This window comes from Burkholderia thailandensis E264, from assembly GCF_000012365.1.
Taxonomy (GTDB): Bacteria; Pseudomonadota; Gammaproteobacteria; order Burkholderiales; family Burkholderiaceae; genus Burkholderia; species Burkholderia thailandensis.
In genome coordinates this window covers 2,146,933-2,166,800 of sequence record NC_007650.1, presented here as the reverse complement: position 1 = coordinate 2,166,800, position 19,868 = coordinate 2,146,933, and the positions used below count along the sequence as shown (strand labels likewise).

The window sequence follows — 19,868 nt, the reverse complement described above, 5'->3', positions numbered from 1 at the left end:
CACCTCAATCGCGCGCGAGCGCATCGATCGGATCGAGCCGCGACGCGTTGCGCGCGGGCATGAAGCCGAACACGACGCCGATCAGCGTCGAGCACAGGAACGCCGACACGATCGAGCCGGCCGAGAACACCATTTTCCATTGGTCGACGAATAGCGAGAACACGAAACTCATGCCCAACGACAGCACGATGCCGATCGCGCCGCCCATCAGGCAGACGGTCACGGCTTCGACGAGGAACTGCTGCATGATGTCGGCCTGCCGCGCGCCGACCGCCATCCGGATGCCGATCTCGCGCGTGCGCTCGGTCACCGACACGAGCATGATGTTCATCACGCCGATTCCGCCCACGACGAGCGAGATCACCGCGATCAGCGACAGCAGCAGCGTGAGCGACTGCCCGGTCTTCTCGACCGTCTTGACGACGCTGTCCATGTTGTACGTGAAGAAATCTTTGCGGCCGTGCCGCTGCAGCATCAGCTTCGTCAGGCTTTGCTCGGCCGCGGCGCTCGGCTGGCCGTCGCGCACGCGCACGGTGATGCTGTCGAGATGCCGCTGGCCGAACAGGCGTCCGGACGCCGTCGTGTAGGGCACCCAGACGTTCAGATTCTTCGTGTCCCCGAACGCGCTTTTCTTTGCCGCGGTCACGCCGATCACGATGCACGGCAGATTGTCGATCAGGATCACTTCGCCGAGCGGATTCGGGTTCGCGCCGAACAGCTTGCGGCGCGTGTTCTCGTCGATCACCGCGACTTGCGCCTGGCGGCGCACCTCGTCGGGGCCGAATGCGATGCCTTGCGCCATCTTCATCCCGCGAACCTGGAAGAAGCGCTCGCCGACGCCGCTCACGAGCGCGTTGACGTCGATGTTCCGATAGCGCAGCAGCAGGCTGCGCGACGTCTCGGGCGTCGCGCTGTCGACGTAGATCTGATCGGCGAGCGCGGCGGCGTCGGCGGGCACGAGCGTCTGGATCGCGTCCGCGCGGCTGTCGCCCCAGTCGGCGCCCGGGTAGACGTTGATCGTGTTTGTGCCGATGCTGCCGATCTCGTCGAGCATGTAGCGCTTCGCGCCTTCGCCGATCGCGACGATCGACACGACCGACGTGATCCCGATGATGATTCCGAGCATCGTGAGCAGTGTGCGCAGCCGATGCGATACGAGCGCGATCCATGCCATCCGGAACGCTTCCGCGAAGCGGCCGACGCCTGCCGACAGTCGGCGCGCGCGCTGCGGCCCCGCATCGCCGCTCGCGCCGGACGCGGCGTCGGCGCCGTCCGCGTGCGGATTGAGGCGGTCGCCGACGATGCGCCCGTCGCTGATCTCGATGATGCGGCGCGCGTGCGCGGCGACGTTTTCGTCGTGCGTGACGATGATGACGGTGTGGCCGAGCGCGTTCAGCTCGCGCAGGACCCGGATCACGTCGTGGCCGCTCTTCGAATCGAGCGCGCCCGTCGGCTCGTCGGCGAGGATCACCTCGCCGCCGTTCATCAGCGCGCGCGCGATGCTCACGCGCTGCTGCTGGCCGCCCGACAACTGGCTCGGCCGGTGGCCGGCGCGATCGGACAGGCCCAGGCGCGCGAGCAGCATCAGCGCGCGCTCGCGGCGCTGCGCCTGCGCGCTGCCCGCGTAGACGGCGGGCATTTCGACGTTTTCGGCCGCGGACAGATGCGGCAGCAGGTGATAGCGCTGGAAGATGAAGCCGAAGTGCTCGCGGCGCAGGCGCGCGAGCTCGTCGCTTTCGAGCTCGCTCGTCTCGCGTGCGCCGACCCGGTAGCTGCCCGAGCTCGGATGGTCGAGGCAGCCGAGGATGTTCATCAGTGTCGATTTGCCCGAGCCGGACGCGCCGACGATGGCGACGATCTCGCCCGCGTCGATCGACAGGCTCACGTCGTCGAGCACGACGACGTCCTTGTCGCCCGCGGGAAAGCGGCGCGTGACGCGCGTGAGTTGAAGCAGCGGTTCGGCCATCGTCAATTCCTCGCGTCGGACGCGGCCGCGCCGGCGCCGGCGGACTCGGCCGCATCGCCGATGATCACGCGCTCGCCGTCGGCGAGGCCCGAGCGCACTTCGACCTTCACGTTGTTGTTGATGCCGGTGCGCACCTTGCGCGTCGAGACTTTGCCGTCCGCGCCGACGACGCGTACCGCATACGCGCCGTCCTTGTCCTTCGCGCCGAGCGCGGCGACAGGGATATTGAGCGCGTTGCGGGCGGTGTCGAGCAGGATGTTCACCTGAGCGGTCATCGAGATGCGCAGCCGGTGGCCGGGATTCGGCACTTCGAACAGCGCGTTGTAGAAGACCGCGGTGTTCGTTTTCGACGAGCCGCCGCCGCCCATGCCGCCGAGGCCGCCTTGCGTGTCGAGGAAGTTCTGCGGCGCGGGCTCGATTGCGCGCAGCTTGCCGTAGTAGCGCTTGTCGGGCTCGCCGAGGATCGTGAAATACGCGCTCTGGTCGGGGCGGACGCGGATCACGTCCGCCTCCGACACCTGCGCCTTGACCGTCATCGTGTCGAGTTGGGCGAGTTTCAGGATCACGGGTGCCTGCTGCTGCGCGATCACCGTCTGGCCTTCCTGCGTGACGATCGCGACCACTTCGCCGTCCATCGGCGCGACGATGCGCGTATAGCCGAGGTTCGCGCGCGCGGTCTCGATCTTGATGCGCGCCGCGCGGATCTGCGCATCGAGCGCGACGAGGCTCGCGCGCTGCACGTCGAGCGAAGCGGCCGCGGCCTCGTAGTCCTGGCGCGACGTCGCGTCGTCGGGCAGCATCTGCTGCTGCCGCCTGAATGCGAGCTCGGCCTGCTTCAGTTGCGCGGTGGTCGAGCGCTTCTGCGCGACGAGGTTCTCGACGTTCGCCTCGGCCTGGCGCAGCTCGTTCTGGGAGATCACCGGATCGATCTCGGCGAGCCACTGATCCTTCTTCACCTTGTCGCCGAGCTTCACCTTCAGCGACTTCAGTTGGCCGGACACTTGCGCGCCGACGTCGACCTGCTTGAACGCGTGCAGCGTGCCCGTGGCGAGCACAGCGTTCTCGAGATCGGCGCGGGCGACGTTCGCGGTGAGGTAATGCGGCGCCTTGTCTTTCGAGGCGAAGCGTTGGTAGAGCACGGCGAGCGAGACGAGCGCGACGACGCCGGCCGCTGCGGCGATCCAGCGGCGTTGGGTTTTTTTCATGGGAAACGGAACGGTAACGCGTGGCAGGCGAGCAATTGTAATGAAAATGAAACTGGACATTGGAATATGGAAAGGTGTGCCGGGTTCAATGCAGCGACAAATTTCCTCAATATTTCGACAGTTCGACACAGGCGCGCGGGCATGCCGGGCGTCGCGCCGCCGCCGCGCACGCCGCGCGTGCGTCATTTGCATATCTCGCGGCGGCGGGCATCGATAGCTGAATTCATTGGTTGGCCGGCATGCCGGCCCGCCCTACGATGCGCCGGGACAAACGCCGCGCGCAGCGGCGCGTCCGAGGGCCATTGCCGACCGGCCGGCCGCGCGCCGCCGGGTTTTCACCGTCCCCTTCACGCATCAAGGAACGATCCGATGAGTCACGAGCCGGACCCCCTCAAGTTCGCCTACTGGGTGCCCAACGTCAGCGGCGGCCTCGTCGTCAGCAAGATCGAGCAGCGCACGAGCTGGGATATCGACTACAACCGCCGCCTCGCGCGCATCGCGGAGCAGAACGGCTTCGACTATGCGTTGTCGCAGATCCGCTTCACGGCCGGCTACGGCGCCGAGTATCAGCACGAGTCCGTCGCGTTCAGCCATGCGCTGCTTGCGGCGACCGAGCGTCTGAAGGTGATCGCCGCGATCCTGCCGGGGCCGTGGCATCCGGCCGTCGTCGCGAAGCAGCTCGCGACGATCGACCAGTTGAACCAGGGGCGCGTCGCGATCAACGTCGTGAGCGGCTGGTTCAAGGGCGAGTTCACCGCGATCGGCGAGCCGTGGCTCGAGCACGACGAGCGCTACCGCCGCTCCGAGGAATTCATTCGCGCGGTGAAGGGCGTCTGGACGCAGGACAGCTTCACGTTCAAGGGCGACTTCTATCGGTTCAACGACTACACGCTCAAGCCGAAGCCGTTGCAGCAGCCGCACCCGGAAGTCTTCCAGGGCGGCAATTCGGCGGCCGCGCGCCGGATGGCGGCCGCCGTGTCCGACTGGTACTTCATGAACGGCAACACGCTCGACGGCCACCGCGCGCAGATCGACGAGATCCGCGCGGCGGCGGCCGCGCAGGGGCGGCGGGTGAAGTTCGGCGTCAACGCGTTCATCATCGCGCGCGACACCGAGCGCGAGGCGCGCGACGTGCTCGACGAGATCGTGCGCCACGCGGATGTCGACGCGGTCAACGCGTTCGGCCACGCGGTCAAGCAGGCGGGCAAGGCCGCGCCCGAAGGGCAAGGGATGTGGGCCGATTCGAAGTTCGCCGATCTCGTTCAGTACAACGACGGCTTCAGGACCAACCTGATCGGCACGCCCGAGCAGATCGCCGAGCGCATCGTCGCGCTGAAGGCGATCGGCGTCGATCTCGTGCTTGGCGGATTCCTGCATTATCTGGAGGACGTCGAGTATTTCGGCAAGCGCGTGCTGCCGCTCGTGCGCGAACTGGAGCGGCGGCACGACGCACAGCCGGCCTGACGCGGGCAACGGCTCGGCCATGCGGCGCGCGGCGGGTCGCGCGATCGTTAGGCATGCGACGAATGTCGCCGTCGATGGCGACGCATGTGCCGGCGCCGAGCCGGCGCAGGCCGTTTGAATTCGGCGTTTGAAACGTTCGCGCCGGTGCGAGCGATCACGGGCGTGCTCGTCGCCATCGCTTGTCCCGGTCCGAGCCGGCGTTTTCGTCGCGCGTCGGGCTTCATCGCGCGCTCGCTGACGAAGTCACACCGCTGCAATATTGGCGAAAGCACAATAGGCACCCGACAGTTCACCAACATCGCGGCGTCTCCTGCGAGGCCGCCGCGTTCATACTGAGGGGGGCCGGTATGCTTCGTACCTTCGCGCGCGCCGCGTGCGCGCTTGCTGTCGCGTCGGCTTGCGACACCGCCAACGCATACGATTATCTGCTGCTCGCGACGTCGTGGGAGCCGGGCTTCTGCGCAACGCACAGCGCGACCGAATGCAGCGCGCTGTCGGGTTCGTACGCGTCGACGAACCTGTCGCTGCACGGCCTGTGGCCGAATAATTACGACGGCAACCAGCCGTTCTATTGCGGCGTGCCGCAAAACGAGATCGACCTCGACAACAATCATCAGTGGTGCAGCATGGATGCGTACCCGGTCGGCTCGTCGACGCTCGCGACGCTGTCGACGTACATGCCGGGCGTCGCGTCGTGCCTCGACAAGCACGAGTGGTACAAGCACGGCACCTGCGCGCAGGCGCCGTCGGCCGACGCATACTGGAATGGCGCGACGGGGATGGTGAGCCGCCTGTCGACGACGTCGTTCAACACGTTTCTCCAGTCGAACGCCGGCAGCACCGTGACGCGCACGCAATTGCTGAACGCGTTCGAAGGCGCGTTCGGCAGCAACACGCGCGGCGCGGTTTCGCTCAAGTGCGTGAAAGTCAACTACGTCAGCTATTTCACCGAGGCGTGGATTTCGGTGAAGACGGATGCGACGTCGCAGTTCCCGAGCGCGGCGTCGCTCGTGACCGATGCCGGCACGCAGGGCACCTGCCCGACGTCCGGGATTTATATCGCGAAGTAGGCTCGGCTGCGCGCGCCCGGTCCGGAGCGAAGGACGGTTCGGACGGGCGATGCGAATGGCGCTGGCGGCCTTGAACCGGCTGCGGCATCTGGATTCAGGCGGGCCGACGGAGGTCGCGTCGATCCCGATTTCGTCGCGCGATTCGACGCCGACGTGAACGAGGACCTGAATCTGCCCAGGGCGCTTGCGGTGCTCCGGGAACTCGTCAAGAGCAGCCTGCCGCCGTCGACCTTGAGGGCGACCGTGGACGGCTTCGATACTGTGCCGAGCCTCGGGTTGCGCGATTGGCAGCCGGTGATGTTCGACATTCCGGAAAGCGTCCGGGCATTGCTTGGCGAGCGCGAGCAGGACAGGGCGGAAGGGAACTGGGCAAAAGCCGATGACATTCGGCGGACGTTGAGCGCGCGAGGCTGGCGGGTCGAGGGCAGCAAGGAAGGGCAACGCCTGATCGGCGTTGCCGCCGATCCGACAGGTATGCGCGATGGATGCGCTTCGCATGTGTGCCGAACCGAGCGTCCGCTCTCGACGAGTTCCACGGGCCATTCAGGTTCGGTTGCTGCCGAACGAGGCGCGCTCCATTCGGCGTGCTGCGCGCGTTGACATGAACCGGCGGCGCGTTGCGCCGGATCAGCCGCGCTCGATCTCGGCGCTTCGGAAGCTGCGGCAGCTGCGGAAGCTGCCGAAGCTTCAAAAGATCGGCTGCCCCGAATAGGTCGCCAACCATTGCAGGGCCAGCGTGCCGGCGCTCGGGAAAATCAACCGACGATGACGCAGGAGGCCGGCGTCAAAAAATCGACTGGCCGGTAAGCGTGGTCAGCTGTTCGAGCGCGTGAACGCCGGCGACGGAGTTGCCGTTCGCGTCGAGTCCGGGCGACCAGACGCACACCGCCATCTCGCCCGGTAGCACGGCGACGATACCGCCGCCCACGCCGCTTTTCGCGGGCAGGCCGACGCGATATACGAAGTCGCCGGCCGCGTCGTATGTGCCACACGTCAGCATGAGGGCGGATAGGCGTTTGGCTGAGCTGGCGTCGAGAATGCGCTCGCCGGAAACGGGGGCAACGCCGGCATTGGCGAGAAAGAGGGCCGCGGTCGCCAGCTCGATGCAGTTCATTTCGATCGCGCACTGGCGGCAATAGGCGTCGATGACCGTCTCGGGCGGCATATGCAGATTGCCAAAGCTCGCCATGAAGTGTGCCATCGCGCGATTGCGTTCGGCGTGGGCAAGCTCGGAATTCGCGACTCGGAGGTTATAGTCGAGGTCTGTGACACCGGTCAGCCGTCGCATGAACTGGACGAGCGCAGTTTCAGCACCGACGAACCGGCGGCACAAGACGTCGGTGACGATGAGCGCCCCGGCATTGATGAACGGATTGCGCGGTATGCCGCGCTCGCTCTCAAGCTGGACGAGCGAGTTAAAAGCGGTTCCCGACGGCTCTCGGCCTACCCGTTTCCAAAGCGAGTCGCCAAGCAACTGAAAGGCGAGGGTACACGCAAAGAGTTTCGAGATGCTCTGGATCGAGAACCGTTCGCGCGCATCGCCGACGGAGAACACGCGGCCGTCGAGGGTGACGACGGCCATGCCGAAGCGCTCGGCAGGCACGCTGGCAAGCTCCGGGATGTAGTCGGCGACGCGGCCCGCCGTGCGTAACGGCTCGATGTCGCAATGAATTCGTTCGAGGATTTCCTGATAGTTGGTTTCGGTCATGGATGCGTGTCCGAGAACTCTTGAGCGCGGCCCGCGATGATACCGCAGCAGATCGGCGTTCAAGCTGCGCATCTGCATTTCCGGCATGGAGGCTCTTTCCGCGATACGGTGGCGCATGCTTGCCGTCGGGCGGGGTTCCGGCGTAGATGGGAGCCTGCATCGATCGCTACGATCGGCCGCACGGGCTGTTCTGCCTCGATCCGCCGTGCTTCGAGACCGAAGGGTACGGCGTTGCGTTTCCGTTTGCGGAGAACGAGAAGATGGCCGAGCGGCTGCGGTCGATCGCGGGGCGCGCGATCGTCGGCTTCAACGACCACCCTGAGAGCCGGTGTGTGGTCGCCGGCTTGCATATCGAGAGCGTGCCGATTCAGCGCACGGTAGGCGGCGGAAAGGGCGTTGCGCGTCGGGAACTGATTATTCTCGGTTGAGACGATGGGGCGGAGCCGGCCGGGTTGTTTTGACGAACGCTCCCGGCGCGGTAATCGCGCCGGCTTGCTCAGATATCGACGTAGGCGGGGAGCAGGTCTTGATCGACGAGCCGGATCTCGATGCGGTTCGCGATCGCGACGTGCTCGGGATTGTCGACCGAGAACGGGGCGTCCGTCACGCTGACGATGATCGTGCCGGTCTGTTTGCCTTTGGCGGGTACGGGAATCAGCGCTCGGGCCTCCGGAACCTGCTGTTGCGTAATGACCTTCGGCAAGTAGAGCATCCAGCCGACGCCGGGCTTGTCGTCGAACACCTTTTTCTCGAAATAATCCATCGGTGCGACCGAGACGACGGCGGGGGCGTAGGTCGCTACCAGCAAAGAAACGATGCCCTGAATGGCTGCGAGCGGTGCCAGTCCCGTTTCCGCGTCACGTGGCTTGGGCGGATCGATTGCTACCTCGGACGGTAGCGGGCCGGTATCGATAGAGAGCTTCAACGTCGCGCCATCGGTCGGGTTGTTATGCCCGTTCCATAACCCGACTACCTTTGCCCGATTCCGTTTGCCTTGATACTTGGTTTTGAGTACCGCCAGCAGTGCGGTCGACGGTGCGCCCGAGGCTTCGAAGGCGGGGTAGAGCAGTGCTTCTTCCTCGGTAGATCCCGTCAAGTACCACTGGCCGAGTCGGTCGTCTTTGCCCGATAGTGCCTCGATAACGGACCACAACCGTACAAGATGCGCCTCGAAATTGCCTGGCTCGGCAAAATCGGGGGCATCGCGAAACAGGGTGACAATTTGCATGTTCGTCGTCATGGTTGATAGACAGATTGCACGCGGGCGCTGGTCAGCGTCGGCAGCATGTACGTGCGTGCCTTCGGAGTTGCGAAGTACCACATTAGCCGCGCCGGCGGATTCGAATTGACGACTATCGATTGATTCAAAATCTGCTCGCTCATATCGAAGAAACCCGCGAAGAAGCGCTTCGGTGGACGTGTCAGGAATTTCGTGTGCTGAGGCCGGTTAAAGGTCTCAGTTGATGGCGGAGGTGAATCGCTCGCCGAACAGAATGGCGAACTGATTAACTGCTTGCCGCCAAGTGATAGGCGGCATCTTCCAATCCTTTTCGATGTTGCGCAAGGCCAGATACAGCAGTTTGCTGGCGGCTTCGTCGCTCGGGAAGTGGCCGCGGTTCTTGACGATCTTGCGCAACTGCATGTGCATGCTCTCGATAGCGTTTGGTCGTGTAGACCGCCGCTAGAGCGCGCAACGCTGTTGCAGCAGGCTCGCCCAGATCATCGCAACCAGTTTCGAAGCCGCCTCAAGCGCCAAGAGCGCTTCTGAGCTTTTTTGAATGCGCGTCTGCCGGACTAGCCATGGTTCTGGAAATGGGCCCTGCGGACTTAGCCGCTTCACCACTTCCACGCTGGCCTCTGCTTGACGGATATGGCGGAGCTTGGGAGGCTTTTCCCGCCACCGTAAGCACACGCTTCGCAACGTCGTACCGACGCTGAGCGGTCAACTGATACTGCCGAGCAGCTGGAACGCGAGCGTGCACGCGAACAGCTTCGATATCCTCTGGACCGAGACGCGCTCGCGCGCGTCGCCGACCGTGTGGATGCCGCGATTGATCGCGACGACGGCCATGCCGAAGCGTTCGGCGGACACTTTCGCGAGTTCGGGGATGTATTCGGGGATGTCGTCTGCGACGCGGCCTGCGCCGATTCAGGGCGCGAGTTCGGTGTGGATTGCGTTCGAGAGCTGGTATTTCATCGAATCGGTACGTGCCGCGCCGCGGGAGTGAAGCGCGCCCGTACGGAACCTTCTCGGCGCCAATTCGTCAAGCACCGGTGGCGCGCGTCATGCATGCGCGGGAACGATCGCGCGGACCGCGGCCGATCGCCTAGCGATGCGTGTCGCGCGCCGCATCCGCGACGGCTGTCGCGCCGGGCGTCTCGGGGCCGTCGACGCAAGAGGTTCGTCTGCCGGCGCGTGTCGCAGTATCATTCCAAATGTTTCAGGATTTTACAAAGTAGGCGCGTCAGTTTCGTCTGTTCGCGTTAAGTGATTGTTTCAAAAGAACATTTGGCTTCCATATCGACTGATTTGCCCATGCCTTTCCGGATTCTCCTCGTCGAGGACGACAATCGCCTTTCCACGCTGATCGCGGGCTACCTGCGCAAGCACGAATACGTCGTCGATACCGTGCTGAACGGCGACGACGCCGTTGACGCGATTCTGACGGGGCGCCCCGATCTCGTGATCCTCGACGTGAACCTGCCCGGCAAGGACGGCTTCGAGATCTGTCGTGAGGCGCGCGAGCACTATGACGGCGTCATCATCATGGTGACGGCTCGCGACGAGCCGTTCGACGAGCTGCTCGGCCTCGAATTCGGCGCGGACGACTACGTGCACAAGCCGGTCGAGCCGCGCATCCTGCTCGCGCGAATCAAGGCGCAACTGCGCCGCGCGCCGGTGCGGCAAACGGACGGCGCGCCCGGGCAGCCGGAGAGCTACACGTTCGGCAAGTTCACGATCGACCGCGCGAACCGCACCGTCAATCTGCCCGACGGCACGGCGCCCGAGCTGACGTCGGCGGAGTTCGACCTGCTGTGGGTGCTCGTCTGCCATGCGGGCGAGGTCGTGAGCCGCGACGATCTGATGCTGCAGTTGCGCGGCGTCGAGTTCGACGGACTCGACCGGACGATCGACGGGCGGATCTCGAAGCTGCGCCGCAAGTTGCGCGACGACGCGAGCAGCCCGCAGCGGATCAAGACCATTCGCAGCAAGGGTTATCAGTTCAGCAAGAACGCTTGGGAGTAAGCTGCGCGTCGAGATTCGCGGCGTCGCGCCGGCCGCGCGTTCCATGGTTCGAAACGGCGTGTGCCGCGCCGTCGATGCCGGACCATGTGTGCGTCCGTGCGCCGCCGCGCCGTGATGCTCGGCGGCGATGCGCGATGCAACACGACACCGGGCGACGTGACGCAATGCGACTTTCCCCGCGGTTCGACGTGATGAAACGCCGCCGCGTTCGTGCCGCGCCGCCCGCGTCGCCGACGAGCCGGCCGCGCGCCCGCCGTCGGCTCGCCGCGAGCGTCCGTCGCCGGCACGGCCGGATTTCGCTCGATGATTCAACGCACCGAATTCCGACATTCCCGACTCGAAAATGAACAGCACGCAAGCGCACCGATTATCCCCGTTCCGCTACTGCAAATGGCGCTGGCTGCATTTCCGGCGCTCGTGGACCGACACGCGCGCCGACCGGGTCCCGAGCTGGTCGCGCCTTTATCTGCGGACCTATCTGCATCTCGTCGGCCTCGTGCTGGTGACGGTCGGCGGGACGATCGCCGCGCTGTGCTCGGCGCTCGGGCCACGCGCGGTGTGGCGCGCGCTCGATGCGCTGCCGGGCGGCGCGCTGCCGCTCGCCGCGTTCGTGCTCGCGGTGCCGGCGCTCGCCGGCTATCGGTGGATGCGGCCCGTGTGGTCGGATCTCGTGATGGTGCGCGAGCGCGCGATCGATTTCACGGGCGGCCGCTTCAACACGCGCGCGCGCGAATCGCGCAGCGTGATCATCGGGCCGCTCGCACGCACGCTGAACGCGCTCGCGATGCGAATGGAACGGCTGATCGCCGCGCAGCGCGACCTGACGAACGGCATCTCGCACGAGTTGCGCACGCCGCTCGCGCGTGTGCGCTTCGCGCTCGAGAGCCTGCGCGAGCCAGGGTCGGCCGCCGAGTATCAGAACGCGATCGACAGCATCGAGCAGGACGTGACCGAGCTCGACGAGCTGATCGACATGAGCCTCACGTACGCGCGGCTCGAGTACAGTTCGCTGCAGTCGAATCTCGAGCAGACGGCGCTTGTCGCATGGTTCGACAAGCAGGTCGCCGACGCCGCGCTGCTGTATCCGAGCAAGACGATCGACGCGCGCGTCGCGCTGCCCGCCGACTTGCGCGTGAAGATGGACAAGCGGCTGATGTCGTATGCGATGCGCAACCTGCTGCGCAACGCGAGCAAGCACGCGCGCGGCCGGATCGCCGTCGGCCTGCGGATGCGCCACGGCAACATCGAGATCGATGTCGAGGATGACGGGCCCGGCGTGCCGCCCGACGAGCGCGAGCGGATCTTCGAGGCGTTCGTGCGGCTCGATCGCCATACGGCCGGCTACGGGCTGGGGCTCGCGATCACGCGGCTGGTGCTGCAGGCGCACAACGGGCGCGTGGCCGTCGTCGATCCGCTGCTGCTGCCCGGTGCGCGCTTCGAGATGAGCTGGCCGGTCTGACGCGCGTCGAGGGCGCGCGTTCGTCGCGCATCGCGCGCGAACGGATGCGCGGCTCCGATTCGCGCTTTCAATCCGCGGCCGTCAATTCGCACCGCCGGGAGGCCGTGCGCCGGCGGCCGGGGGCGACGGCGGCCGGAGCCCGCGCCGCGTTGTCACCGCATGGCCCGACCTCGCGCCGCGCACTCGTCTTCGAGCCGGCGCGCCGCAGGCGCATTCGTCTGGCCGAGCCGGCACGCCGGATCGAGATTCACGCCGGGGCGGCCGCGTCGTGCCGCGTCGCCCCGACGGCGCCCGCGCCGCGGCATCATGCCCGAATCCCGAATCCCGAATCCCGAATCCCGAATCCCGAATCCCGAATCAATACGTGCGGCCGAGCTGGAAGTAAATGTTGCGTCGGCCGCCGGGCGCGAGCGCAACGCCGACGTATACCGGCCCGAACGCAGTCGTGAGACTGGTGAAGAACGTGTAGCTTTGTTTGAGCGACCCGCTGCCGATTCGCGTGCCGGGTGTCCACACGTTACCGGCTTCTGCGCTCGCACCCACGTAAAGCGCCTTGATGGGCGACGCGTTGAAGGTCGCCAGTTGGTTCATGTACGTGACCTGGCCATAGAGGAGCGCATTGCCGCTCAATTGATCGGCCGCGTACGCGGACAGATGCTGGAAGCCGCCGAGCGTGTAGCCGAGCGGATTGCCGAAGTTCGTGCCGCCGAAGCTCTTGCCGGCTTCGATGCTCGCATTCACGCTGTGCCTGCCGAACCGCTGAGCGACCATCACTTTCCCATAGACGTCGGTGAACGGCGCATCGCTTTCGAACAACGTGTCACTGCTCTTCGACAGCGAGCGCTCGGCGCGCGCTTCCACGAAATAGCCCTTGCGCGGGAAAGTCGGATCGTCGAGCTGATCGATGACGAGCCGGGCGCGCGCGCTCACCTGGTGTCCGTAGGCGGACGGGAACAGCGTGCCGGGCAGCGACACGTTGTCCGGAAGGAACCACTCGAGCGGCATGTTATACGTTGGCGACGCCGAGAGGTGCGTATAAGCGAGACCGATGCGGAAATCGCCGAGCCGCGCAAGCGGCAGCCCGAAATCAAGGCCGACACGGCTGGTCTGGAAGCGGTATTGCGTGATCTTGATGTCCGTGTCGCTATCGTAGATGTTCGTGAAGCGCCGCTTGTAATCCGCGTACGGCGCGATGTAATAGCCGATCTTGTTCGACAGCGGCTGCCGCAGTTCGACGTGCGCCGACTGCAGATCGCTGCCGAGCGTCGTGTCCGCGCGGAACTCGAGGCCGGACGGCGTGAGCCACGGCCGCCGGTAGCCGAGATGCAATCGGAAGCCGCCTTCGTCCGTCGAGCTGCTCGACATCCCGAGCCCGAACAGCAGGAAGTTCGGCCCCCAGTACTTCTCCTGCGCGTCGATCACGAGCCGGTGCTCGTCGCCTTCGTTGACGATCTGCTGCGTGACGTTCTCGAAATTGCCGCTTGTCGTGAGCGACAGCAGATCGGCGCTGACCGCCTGCGGATCGTAGACGTCGCCCGGCTTCACGTGCAGCGCGTTGCGCACGACCCGCTTCGGCACCGACGCGCCGTTGGTGTGGATGTCGATCGACGTGATGCGGATTGGCTGCAGTGGCGGCCGCCGGTGCGCGGCCCGATACGCGTCGTATTGCTCGGGCGACAGCGCGTAGCGCGCAAGCCGCGGCAGCGCGGCGACGGCGGCCGCCTCGCCCGCGGCGATCGCCTGGTTCGCGGTCTGGAAATCGGTGAATGTCTGCTTGCCGAGGTCCGGCTGCAGCAGGATGTCGTTCGGCGTCAACTGCTTGCGCTGCTCGGCGACGTTCTGCCGGATCAGGATGCCGATCATCTGCTGCATCACGTCGGCGGGCGACGCGAGCGCATTCAGCGGGCGCAACGGCGAGCCGATGTCGACCGCGATCACGATGTCCGCGCCCATCCTGCGCGCGGCGTCGACGGGCAGATTGCCGACGAGCCCGCCGTCCACAAGCGCGCGGCCGTCGATCTCGGCGGGCGAGAATAGGCCCGGCAGCGCCATGCTCGCGCGGATCGCGAGCGGCAGCGAGCCATGGTCGAGCATGACCTTCTGGCCGGTCTGCAGATCGGTCGCGATCGCGCGGAACGGGATCGGCAGCCGGTCGAACGGCTGGTTCGTCGGCACGGCGGCCGTCCAGTTCGCGAGGAGCGCCTGCAGCCGGTTGCCCTGCACGAGCCCGACGGGCGCCTTGAAGCCCTTCGAATCGAAGCCGATCGTGAGGCTGTCGATGTAGAGGCGTTCGTCCTCGCGCTTCTTCTGAGGCAGGTCCGCGCGCTCGGTCACGTCGAACGCGATGTCGGCGAGGTTCACCTGCGACAGCCGCCGCTGCATCTCCTGCGCGGTCATCCCGGTCGCGTACAGTCCGCCGACGACGGCGCCCATGCTCGTCGCCGCGATGCAGTCGACCGGAATCCGGTTCGCCTCGAGCACCTTCAGCACGCCGAGATGCGCGTAGCCGCGCGCGCCGCCCCCCGACAATACGAGGCCGATCGCGGGCCGGCCCGGCCGGCCGCCGTCCGGCGTGCAAACGGGCGCGTCCGTGGCGGCCGACGCCGGCGCGGCTTGCGCGGATGCCGTAGCGCCTGCCGCATCCGACGTCGCGAGGGCGGGCGCCGGCGCTGCGGCCGCGTCGGGCGTGGCTTCGGAGGCGGCGGACGAAGCGGCCGCGGCCGACGCAGCGACGCCCGCCGCCGATGCGGTGGCGACTGCCGATGCCGCCGCCAAGGCGCTCGTTGCGCCCGTTGTGGCCACGGAGCCGGCCGCGGCGGTCGCGGGCCGGCCCGTCGCGATGCAGACGAACAGCAGGGCGGCCACGAGGCCGGGAACGCGAAGGCCCGGACGGGCGGAAGAGGCGAGCGCCGTCATCATCGTTGCTTGGGTGTGGTCGGACTGAACGGTCGGAAGCGTCGATCCGGAATCGGCAAAAGCGAGAGAGTACCGCTTTTGTCGGGCCGCGACCAAGCGCCGCCGCGATTCGCGCCGGCCGGGCGGTGCAAAGCGATCTGCCGCGCTATAGAAAATTCATGAAATCTCCTAAAGTATTCAGGCATCCTGCCGCTAAGCGACTGAGTGGATTGTGCTCATCGCCGGCAACCGGCCCGGGGGCGGCCGGCGACGCATCCGCAGAACCCTTCCACCCGATTCAGTAGAGGCTTCACGATGGCGGCACCCTTTCTCGGAAGGTTCTTTGCGCACAACGTCGCGGTCGATCCCGGCACGGCGAGCACGCAGATCTACGTCCGCGATCGCGGCGTCGTGCTGAATCAGCCGTCGGTGGTCTGCTTCCGCAAGCGGGGCGGCGCGGCCGACAAGGCGCGCGTCGAGGCGGTCGGCGAGCAGGCGAAGGCGCTCCTCGGCCGCTCGCCCGAGCATCTGGAAGCCGTCAGGCCGCTCAGGCACGGCGTCGTCGCGAACTATCACGCGGCCGAGCAGATGATGCGGCAGTTCGTCGACATGTCGCATGCGCGCTCGCTGTTCGGGCGGCGCATCGAGTTCACGATCTGCGTGCCGTCGAACGCGACGGCGGTCGAGCAGCGCGCGATCCGCGAAGCGGCGCTCGCGGCGGGCGCGTCGCGGGTCAGCCTGATCAGCGAGCCGCTCGCGGCCGCGCTCGGCGCGGGCCTGCCGGTATCGGAAGCGGTCGGGTCGATGGTCGTCGATATCGGCGGCGGCACGACCGAGGTCGCGGTGATCGCGCTCGGCGGGATCGTCTATCGCGAGGCGATTCGCGTCGGCGGCGACCAGTTCGACGCGGCGATCGTCAATCACGTCCGCAACCTGTACGGCGTGCTGCTCGGCGAGCACACGGCCGAGCACGTGAAGAAGGCGATCGGCACCGCGAGCTGCCGGGTGCCGCGGGAATCGATCCACGCGGTCGGGCGCAGCGTCGCGGACGGCCTGCCGCGCACCATCGAGCTCAGCAATCACGACATCGCCGACGCGCTCGCCGCGCCGCTGAACCAGGTGGTGAGCGCGGTGAAGAGCGCGCTCGAGAACGCGCCGCCCGAGCTGATCACCGACATCGCGGATCGCGGGATCGTGCTGACGGGCGGCGGCGCGCTGCTCGCGGATCTCGGCAAGCGGCTTCACGACGAGACGGGGCTCGCCGCGCGGGTCGCCGACGATCCGCTCACCTGCGCGGTGCGGGGCGCCGGCGAGGCGATGGGGCGGGGCGGGTTCGACGCAGGCGACGAAGACGCGGGCGATTTCGGTTTGAATCGCTGATCCGCCCGCGCCGTCGAGCGACCGTGCGCGCGCCGCGAGCGCTAGCGCGACTGCAGCCAGGCCGCGACGGCCTTTGCCTGGTCGCTATTGAGCGTATGCGCGACGGCGCTCATCACCGGCGCGTTCCCGCGCGTGCCGTTCTTGAAGACGTCGATCTGCCGCAGCAAGTAATCGGCGTGCTGCCCCGCGAGCCGCGGGAACGTGCCCGCGCCTTGGCCGTTCTGCCCGTGGCAGGACGCGCACGCCGGCGTGCCTTGCTCCGGCACGCCGTGCTCGAAGATGTCCTGTCCTTTCGCCATGAGCGCCGGGTCGCCGGCCTCGCCGTGCGTCGGTTCCTGGTGCGAGTAATAGTCGGCGATCGATGCGATCGTCGCGTCGTCGAGCTGCGATGCGATAGCCCACATGTAGGCGCGCGCGTCGGTCTCGCCGCGCGCGTGCTCGCGAAAGCCCTTCAATTGCGCGCTCAGATATTCCTTCGTCTGCGCGTTGAGCCGCGGAAACATCGGCGATTCGCTGCGGCCGTGCGCGCCGTGGCAAGCGGCGCAGAGCTGCGCGGCGAGCCGGGCGCCGTCCTGCGCGTGCGCGGAGCCGGCGGGCCAGCCGGCGAGCGCCGCGGCGAGCGCCGCGGCCGACATCGGTACTGCAAGCAGCTTTCTCATGATCGTTCTCGCGGGGCTGGCGGGTGGGCGAGTCAATGTCCGGGCGACGTCAGAACACGAACCACGCGAGCAGGTACAGCGTGTTGTTGTCGCTCGCGTTTCGGCCGTTGCCGTCATAGTTGAAGCGCGCTCCGTTGAACTTGAGGAACCATGTGTACTGCAGCGACAGCTTCACTTGCGGGAGCGGCAGATAGTCGAGCTCCGCGATGATGCCGCGCGAGTCGGGGCTGCCGTTCGCGCTGCCCGTCACGGGCGTCGGCCCGTACAGTCCGGCGTCGGTCGTACCCGTCGTCGAGAAGTACGCGAGCGTCGCGCCGTACTTGCGCTGGTAGTAGTACGAAGCTTTCGCCTTGAACGTGTTCAGCCGGTCGGTCGGGTTGGCGGGCGTCGGCCCCGCGCCGATGCCGCCGCTCGGGAAGCTCGCGCTCCAGTTCTGCTTTTCGTGGATGAACGTGAATTGCGTGGTGAACGCGTGCGACAGCGTCAGATATTGATACTGCGCGTCGAGCGCGAGATCGGTGAAGCGATCGGTCGGCGTCGCGGGCAGCGTGTTGTCCGGATACACGTCGGCGATCATGCCGAACGTGCCGAGCATCAGCGAGTGCGGGCCCCATTCGCGGTTGTACGCGACGCGCCAGTACGGATTCGCGCCCTTGAGGCGCTTCACGCCGCCCGGCGTGCTGATGTCCTGGCCGGTGCGGAACACCGAGAACATCTCGTCGGCTGTCCGATAGAAACCGACTTCCGCGTAGAGGCTGCGCTGCCAGAACGCATAGGCCGCGGCGCCTGCGACCTGCTGCGCGAGGCCGCCGTCGATCAGCGTGCTCGCCGCCGGCGTGAGCGACACGCTGCTCGACGCGTACGGATAGCCGAATGCCGGTGTGCTGTTCCAGACGTCGGAGACGGTCGGGTTGTTGTTGACCGTCACGCCGTAGATGAAGTCGATGTCGTTGCGGGTGAAGTGCCCGGCCGCGCGGATGTCGGTGTTGTCGATGCCGCTGTGGTGCGCGACGCCGTCGTATGTCCACTGCGCGAACGCGCCGACCGGGCCCGCGATGCGCCCGCCGTAAAAGAGGCTGGCCTGCTGCAGCACGACATCCTGATTGCGGACGAAGTCGTAATTGCGATTGTCGATCGAGCGGGTGTTGGTTTGCGACAACTGCACCATGCCCGCGAGCGGAATCGTGAACTTGTTCGATAGCGTGTAGCCCGTCAGCTTGAAGAAGCGGCCGAACGGCGTGAGCTCGGGAAAGCTCACGTGACAGGCGATGCAGGCGAGCCCGGTTTGTCTCGCGAACGCCGGAACCGCGGCGGCGTCGTTCGACAGGCAGAGTACCCCGGTTACGCATGCAAGCATTGCAATGAGACCACGACGGATACGATCGAGCATACCGTCCCCCTTCTTGATTTGTCGTCAGGGCTCGTCTATCTGGTTTCCGCTAAGAAACCGCTTTTTTATAGCGTATTGAAGCTGGTGTTTATACCGATTTACGTTTAAGGCAACCTTATTTCTTTCGATTTCATTTCGAATTTTCGAAATGAGTCGTTACGCTAATTAATCTTTTTACGCATCGATCGATATCGATTATTCGAGTCTAGGATCGCCATAATTTCGAAAATTGATTTGGATCAGCAACGAAGGGCGCCGCGTGCGCGATTCGTCGTCCGCGCAACGCCCGGCTCGAAGCGTTGCGCACGCCGAAGGGCGCATCGCGCTGCCTTCGGCGTGCGAGCGCCTACTTGCCTTGCAGCAGATCCATGAACGGCGGGAAGGTCAGCAGGATGCCCAGCGCCAGCAGGACGAAAGCGATGGTCGAGACTCGGCCGAGTGCGACCGAGATTGCGTTCCACCGGCGCGACAGCACCGCCCACGACAGCAGCCAGACGACGATCGCGCTCGTCGTCACGCCCGAGAGCGGCCCGGTGGGCGTGTAGAACGTGAAGAAATGCGCAATCGAGCCGAACGCATCGCCGGCGAGCGCGAAGAGTCCGACGGCGAAGCAGCCGATGCCCGCCGCGAGAATCGCGGCGGCGGCCGCGCCGTTCGGCGGCGCGCCGGATGAGGCGGGCTCGCTCGTGCGCGATGCGGCTGTTGGCTCGCTTGATACGGATGACTGATGTTGTTCGACGCCGGCCGTGCGCGGATGCGAGGTATGCATGTTCATTCTCCCGTCATGAGGTGGATGGCGGTGCCGCCGCGCACCGGCGCATACTTGTTCAGGAACGCGCCGAATGCGCCCGCGATGCCGGTCGCGACGAACGCGACGACGGTGAACGCCAGCACGGCGTTGCGAATCTGCCGTTGTCGGCTGAGCGCCGGGCCATACTTGGCGAACACGTACGCGACCATCGTCATCGCGATCGGCGCGAGCCATGCGACGTGTTCCTTCCACTCCATTCCGAGACTGTGCCAGCCCGACGTGTTGCGGCTCGACATCAACAGGCGCTGCGGGTAGTTCGCGAGATCGGTCAGGCCGGCGGGCGGCACGGCGCGATACCACGGATAGATGACGTATGCGCCGGAGAACACGGTTGCCCACGCGAGGACCACCATCGTGGACAGGTAGATCATCAACAGCCGATGTTCGCGCGGCGTGGGCACGGCGGGCGCGCCCGGCGCGGACATCCGGTAGAACTCGGCGATCGCGCCGGAAAACGCGAGCATGAACAACGCACCGAATCCCATGCCGTGCAGCACGGTCAGCAAATCTCTCATTGAAATTTCCATCATGGCCTCCGTTCGTGTGGCGGGTTTCGCTTTCATCGTGTCGGACGGCGGACCTTCCAAGTTGAGGCAGATCAATCGGAACGGCGT

15 protein-coding genes and 3 pseudogenes are annotated in these 19,868 nt (G+C 66.1%); 7 read left to right on the top strand and 11 right to left on the bottom strand.

Annotated features, from left to right (window positions below):
* Positions 1-4: 4 nt before the first annotated feature.
* Together macB and BTH_RS09180 are read right to left on the bottom strand one after the other, a co-directional pair.
* The gene (gene macB, locus BTH_RS09185; RefSeq protein ID WP_009897901.1) at positions 5-1,966 is read right to left on the bottom strand and encodes a macrolide ABC transporter ATP-binding protein/permease MacB; all 1,962 of its coding nucleotides are present in this window, start codon (positions 1,964-1,966) and stop codon (positions 5-7) included.
* 2 nt (positions 1,967-1,968) lie between these two features.
* Positions 1,969-3,171 (bottom strand): efflux RND transporter periplasmic adaptor subunit, encoded by a 1,203-nt coding sequence (locus tag BTH_RS09180; protein WP_009897899.1) that lies wholly within the window; start codon positions 3,169-3,171, stop codon positions 1,969-1,971.
* Positions 3,172-3,540: 369 nt separating this feature from the next.
* Between BTH_RS09180 and sfnG the strand changes: the two genes are divergently transcribed.
* The 3 genes from sfnG (at position 3,541) to BTH_RS09165 (ending at position 6,305) form a co-directional block, all read left to right on the top strand.
* Positions 3,541-4,635: a dimethylsulfone monooxygenase SfnG gene (gene sfnG, locus BTH_RS09175; protein WP_009897894.1), complete on the top strand. Its 1,095-nt coding sequence runs from the start codon at positions 3,541-3,543 to the stop codon at positions 4,633-4,635.
* Positions 4,636-4,982: 347 nt separating this feature from the next.
* Entirely contained in the window at positions 4,983-5,705 is a 723-nt protein-coding gene (locus BTH_RS09170) for a ribonuclease T2 (RefSeq protein WP_009897892.1), read from the top strand.
* A 153-nt stretch (positions 5,706-5,858) separates the two neighbouring features.
* A complete protein-coding gene (locus BTH_RS09165; RefSeq protein ID WP_009897889.1) occupies positions 5,859-6,305 on the top strand; it encodes a CysS/YqeB C-terminal domain-containing protein in 447 nt (148 codons plus the stop codon).
* 184 nt (positions 6,306-6,489) lie between these two features.
* On the opposite strand, the gene BTH_RS09160 is transcribed toward BTH_RS09165, so the two are convergent.
* Positions 6,490-7,413, bottom strand: a complete 924-nt coding sequence (locus tag BTH_RS09160; RefSeq protein ID WP_025369908.1) for a glutaminase — start codon at positions 7,411-7,413, stop codon at positions 6,490-6,492.
* A gap of 155 nt (positions 7,414-7,568) precedes the next feature.
* Between BTH_RS09160 and BTH_RS09155 the strand changes: the two are divergent.
* A pseudogene (locus BTH_RS09155) lies at positions 7,569-7,841 on the top strand (hypothetical protein); the annotation flags it as partial.
* A gap of 68 nt (positions 7,842-7,909) precedes the next feature.
* On the opposite strand, the gene BTH_RS34390 reads toward BTH_RS09155, so the two are convergent.
* The 3 genes and pseudogenes from BTH_RS34390 to BTH_RS35065 all read right to left on the bottom strand — a co-directional run.
* Positions 7,910-8,641, bottom strand: coding sequence for an immunity 52 family protein (locus BTH_RS34390; RefSeq protein WP_041190066.1), 732 nt, complete (start codon positions 8,639-8,641; stop codon positions 7,910-7,912).
* Positions 8,642-8,869: 228 nt separating this feature from the next.
* A pseudogene (locus BTH_RS09145) lies at positions 8,870-9,076 on the bottom strand (transposase); the annotation flags it as partial.
* Between the two features lie 291 nt (positions 9,077-9,367).
* Positions 9,368-9,610: pseudogene (locus BTH_RS35065) on the bottom strand (glutaminase); the annotation flags it as partial.
* 339 nt (positions 9,611-9,949) lie between these two features.
* Between BTH_RS35065 and BTH_RS09135 the strand changes: the two are divergent.
* Both BTH_RS09135 and BTH_RS09130 read left to right on the top strand, forming a co-directional pair.
* Positions 9,950-10,660, top strand: coding sequence for a response regulator (locus BTH_RS09135; protein ID WP_009897875.1), 711 nt, complete (start codon positions 9,950-9,952; stop codon positions 10,658-10,660).
* Positions 10,661-11,003: 343 nt separating this feature from the next.
* A complete protein-coding gene (locus BTH_RS09130) occupies positions 11,004-12,119 on the top strand; it encodes an ATP-binding protein (RefSeq protein ID WP_009897873.1) in 1,116 nt (371 codons plus the stop codon).
* Positions 12,120-12,476: 357 nt separating this feature from the next.
* Here the strand turns inward: BTH_RS09130 and BTH_RS09125 are convergent, their stop codons facing one another.
* The gene (locus tag BTH_RS09125) at positions 12,477-15,035 is read right to left on the bottom strand and encodes a patatin-like phospholipase family protein (protein WP_011401388.1); all 2,559 of its coding nucleotides are present in this window, start codon (positions 15,033-15,035) and stop codon (positions 12,477-12,479) included.
* A 294-nt stretch (positions 15,036-15,329) separates the two neighbouring features.
* Here BTH_RS09125 and BTH_RS09120 point away from each other — a divergent pair, with 294 nt between their 5' ends.
* A complete protein-coding gene (locus tag BTH_RS09120) occupies positions 15,330-16,394 on the top strand; it encodes a rod shape-determining protein (RefSeq protein ID WP_009897868.1) in 1,065 nt (354 codons plus the stop codon).
* Between the two features lie 41 nt (positions 16,395-16,435).
* Here BTH_RS09120 and BTH_RS09115 read toward each other — a convergent pair whose 3' ends face one another.
* The 4 genes from BTH_RS09115 to BTH_RS09100 all read right to left on the bottom strand — a co-directional run bounded on the left by BTH_RS09115 (position 16,436) and on the right by BTH_RS09100 (position 19,769).
* Positions 16,436-17,053 (bottom strand): c-type cytochrome, encoded by a 618-nt coding sequence (locus BTH_RS09115; protein WP_009907921.1) that lies wholly within the window; start codon positions 17,051-17,053, stop codon positions 16,436-16,438.
* 49 nt (positions 17,054-17,102) lie between these two features.
* The gene (locus BTH_RS09110) at positions 17,103-18,311 is read right to left on the bottom strand and encodes a hypothetical protein (protein WP_009897865.1); all 1,209 of its coding nucleotides are present in this window, start codon (positions 18,309-18,311) and stop codon (positions 17,103-17,105) included.
* A 478-nt stretch (positions 18,312-18,789) separates the two neighbouring features.
* Positions 18,790-19,218 carry a hypothetical protein gene (locus BTH_RS09105; protein ID WP_009897864.1) on the bottom strand — a complete coding sequence of 143 codons (429 nt, stop codon included), beginning with the start codon at positions 19,216-19,218 and terminating at the stop codon, positions 18,790-18,792.
* On the bottom strand, positions 19,215-19,769 hold the full coding sequence (locus BTH_RS09100) for a hypothetical protein (protein ID WP_223297122.1): 555 nt from the start codon (positions 19,767-19,769) through the stop codon (positions 19,215-19,217). The genes BTH_RS09105 and BTH_RS09100 overlap by 4 nt, the downstream gene beginning before the upstream one ends.
* Positions 19,770-19,868 lie beyond the last annotated feature (99 nt).

Coding starts and splice junctions, on each gene's coding strand:
- BTH_RS09130 (WP_009897873.1), top strand. CDS start 11,004: ATGAACAGCACGCAAGCGCACCGATTATCCCCGTTCCGCTACTGCAAA.
- macB (WP_009897901.1), bottom strand. CDS start 1,966: ATGGCCGAACCGCTGCTTCAACTCACGCGCGTCACGCGCCGCTTTCCC.
- BTH_RS09100 (WP_223297122.1), bottom strand. CDS start 19,769: ATGAGAGATTTGCTGACCGTGCTGCACGGCATGGGATTCGGTGCGTTG.
- BTH_RS09105 (WP_009897864.1), bottom strand. CDS start 19,218: ATGAACATGCATACCTCGCATCCGCGCACGGCCGGCGTCGAACAACAT.
- BTH_RS09115 (WP_009907921.1), bottom strand. CDS start 17,053: ATGAGAAAGCTGCTTGCAGTACCGATGTCGGCCGCGGCGCTCGCCGCG.
- BTH_RS09120 (WP_009897868.1), top strand. CDS start 15,330: ATGGCGGCACCCTTTCTCGGAAGGTTCTTTGCGCACAACGTCGCGGTC.
- BTH_RS34390 (WP_041190066.1), bottom strand. CDS start 8,641: ATGCAAATTGTCACCCTGTTTCGCGATGCCCCCGATTTTGCCGAGCCA.
- BTH_RS09160 (WP_025369908.1), bottom strand. CDS start 7,413: ATGACCGAAACCAACTATCAGGAAATCCTCGAACGAATTCATTGCGAC.
- sfnG (WP_009897894.1), top strand. CDS start 3,541: ATGAGTCACGAGCCGGACCCCCTCAAGTTCGCCTACTGGGTGCCCAAC.
- BTH_RS09135 (WP_009897875.1), top strand. CDS start 9,950: ATGCCTTTCCGGATTCTCCTCGTCGAGGACGACAATCGCCTTTCCACG.
- BTH_RS09170 (WP_009897892.1), top strand. CDS start 4,983: ATGCTTCGTACCTTCGCGCGCGCCGCGTGCGCGCTTGCTGTCGCGTCG.
- BTH_RS09180 (WP_009897899.1), bottom strand. CDS start 3,171: ATGAAAAAAACCCAACGCCGCTGGATCGCCGCAGCGGCCGGCGTCGTC.
- BTH_RS09125 (WP_011401388.1), bottom strand. CDS start 15,035: ATGACGGCGCTCGCCTCTTCCGCCCGTCCGGGCCTTCGCGTTCCCGGC.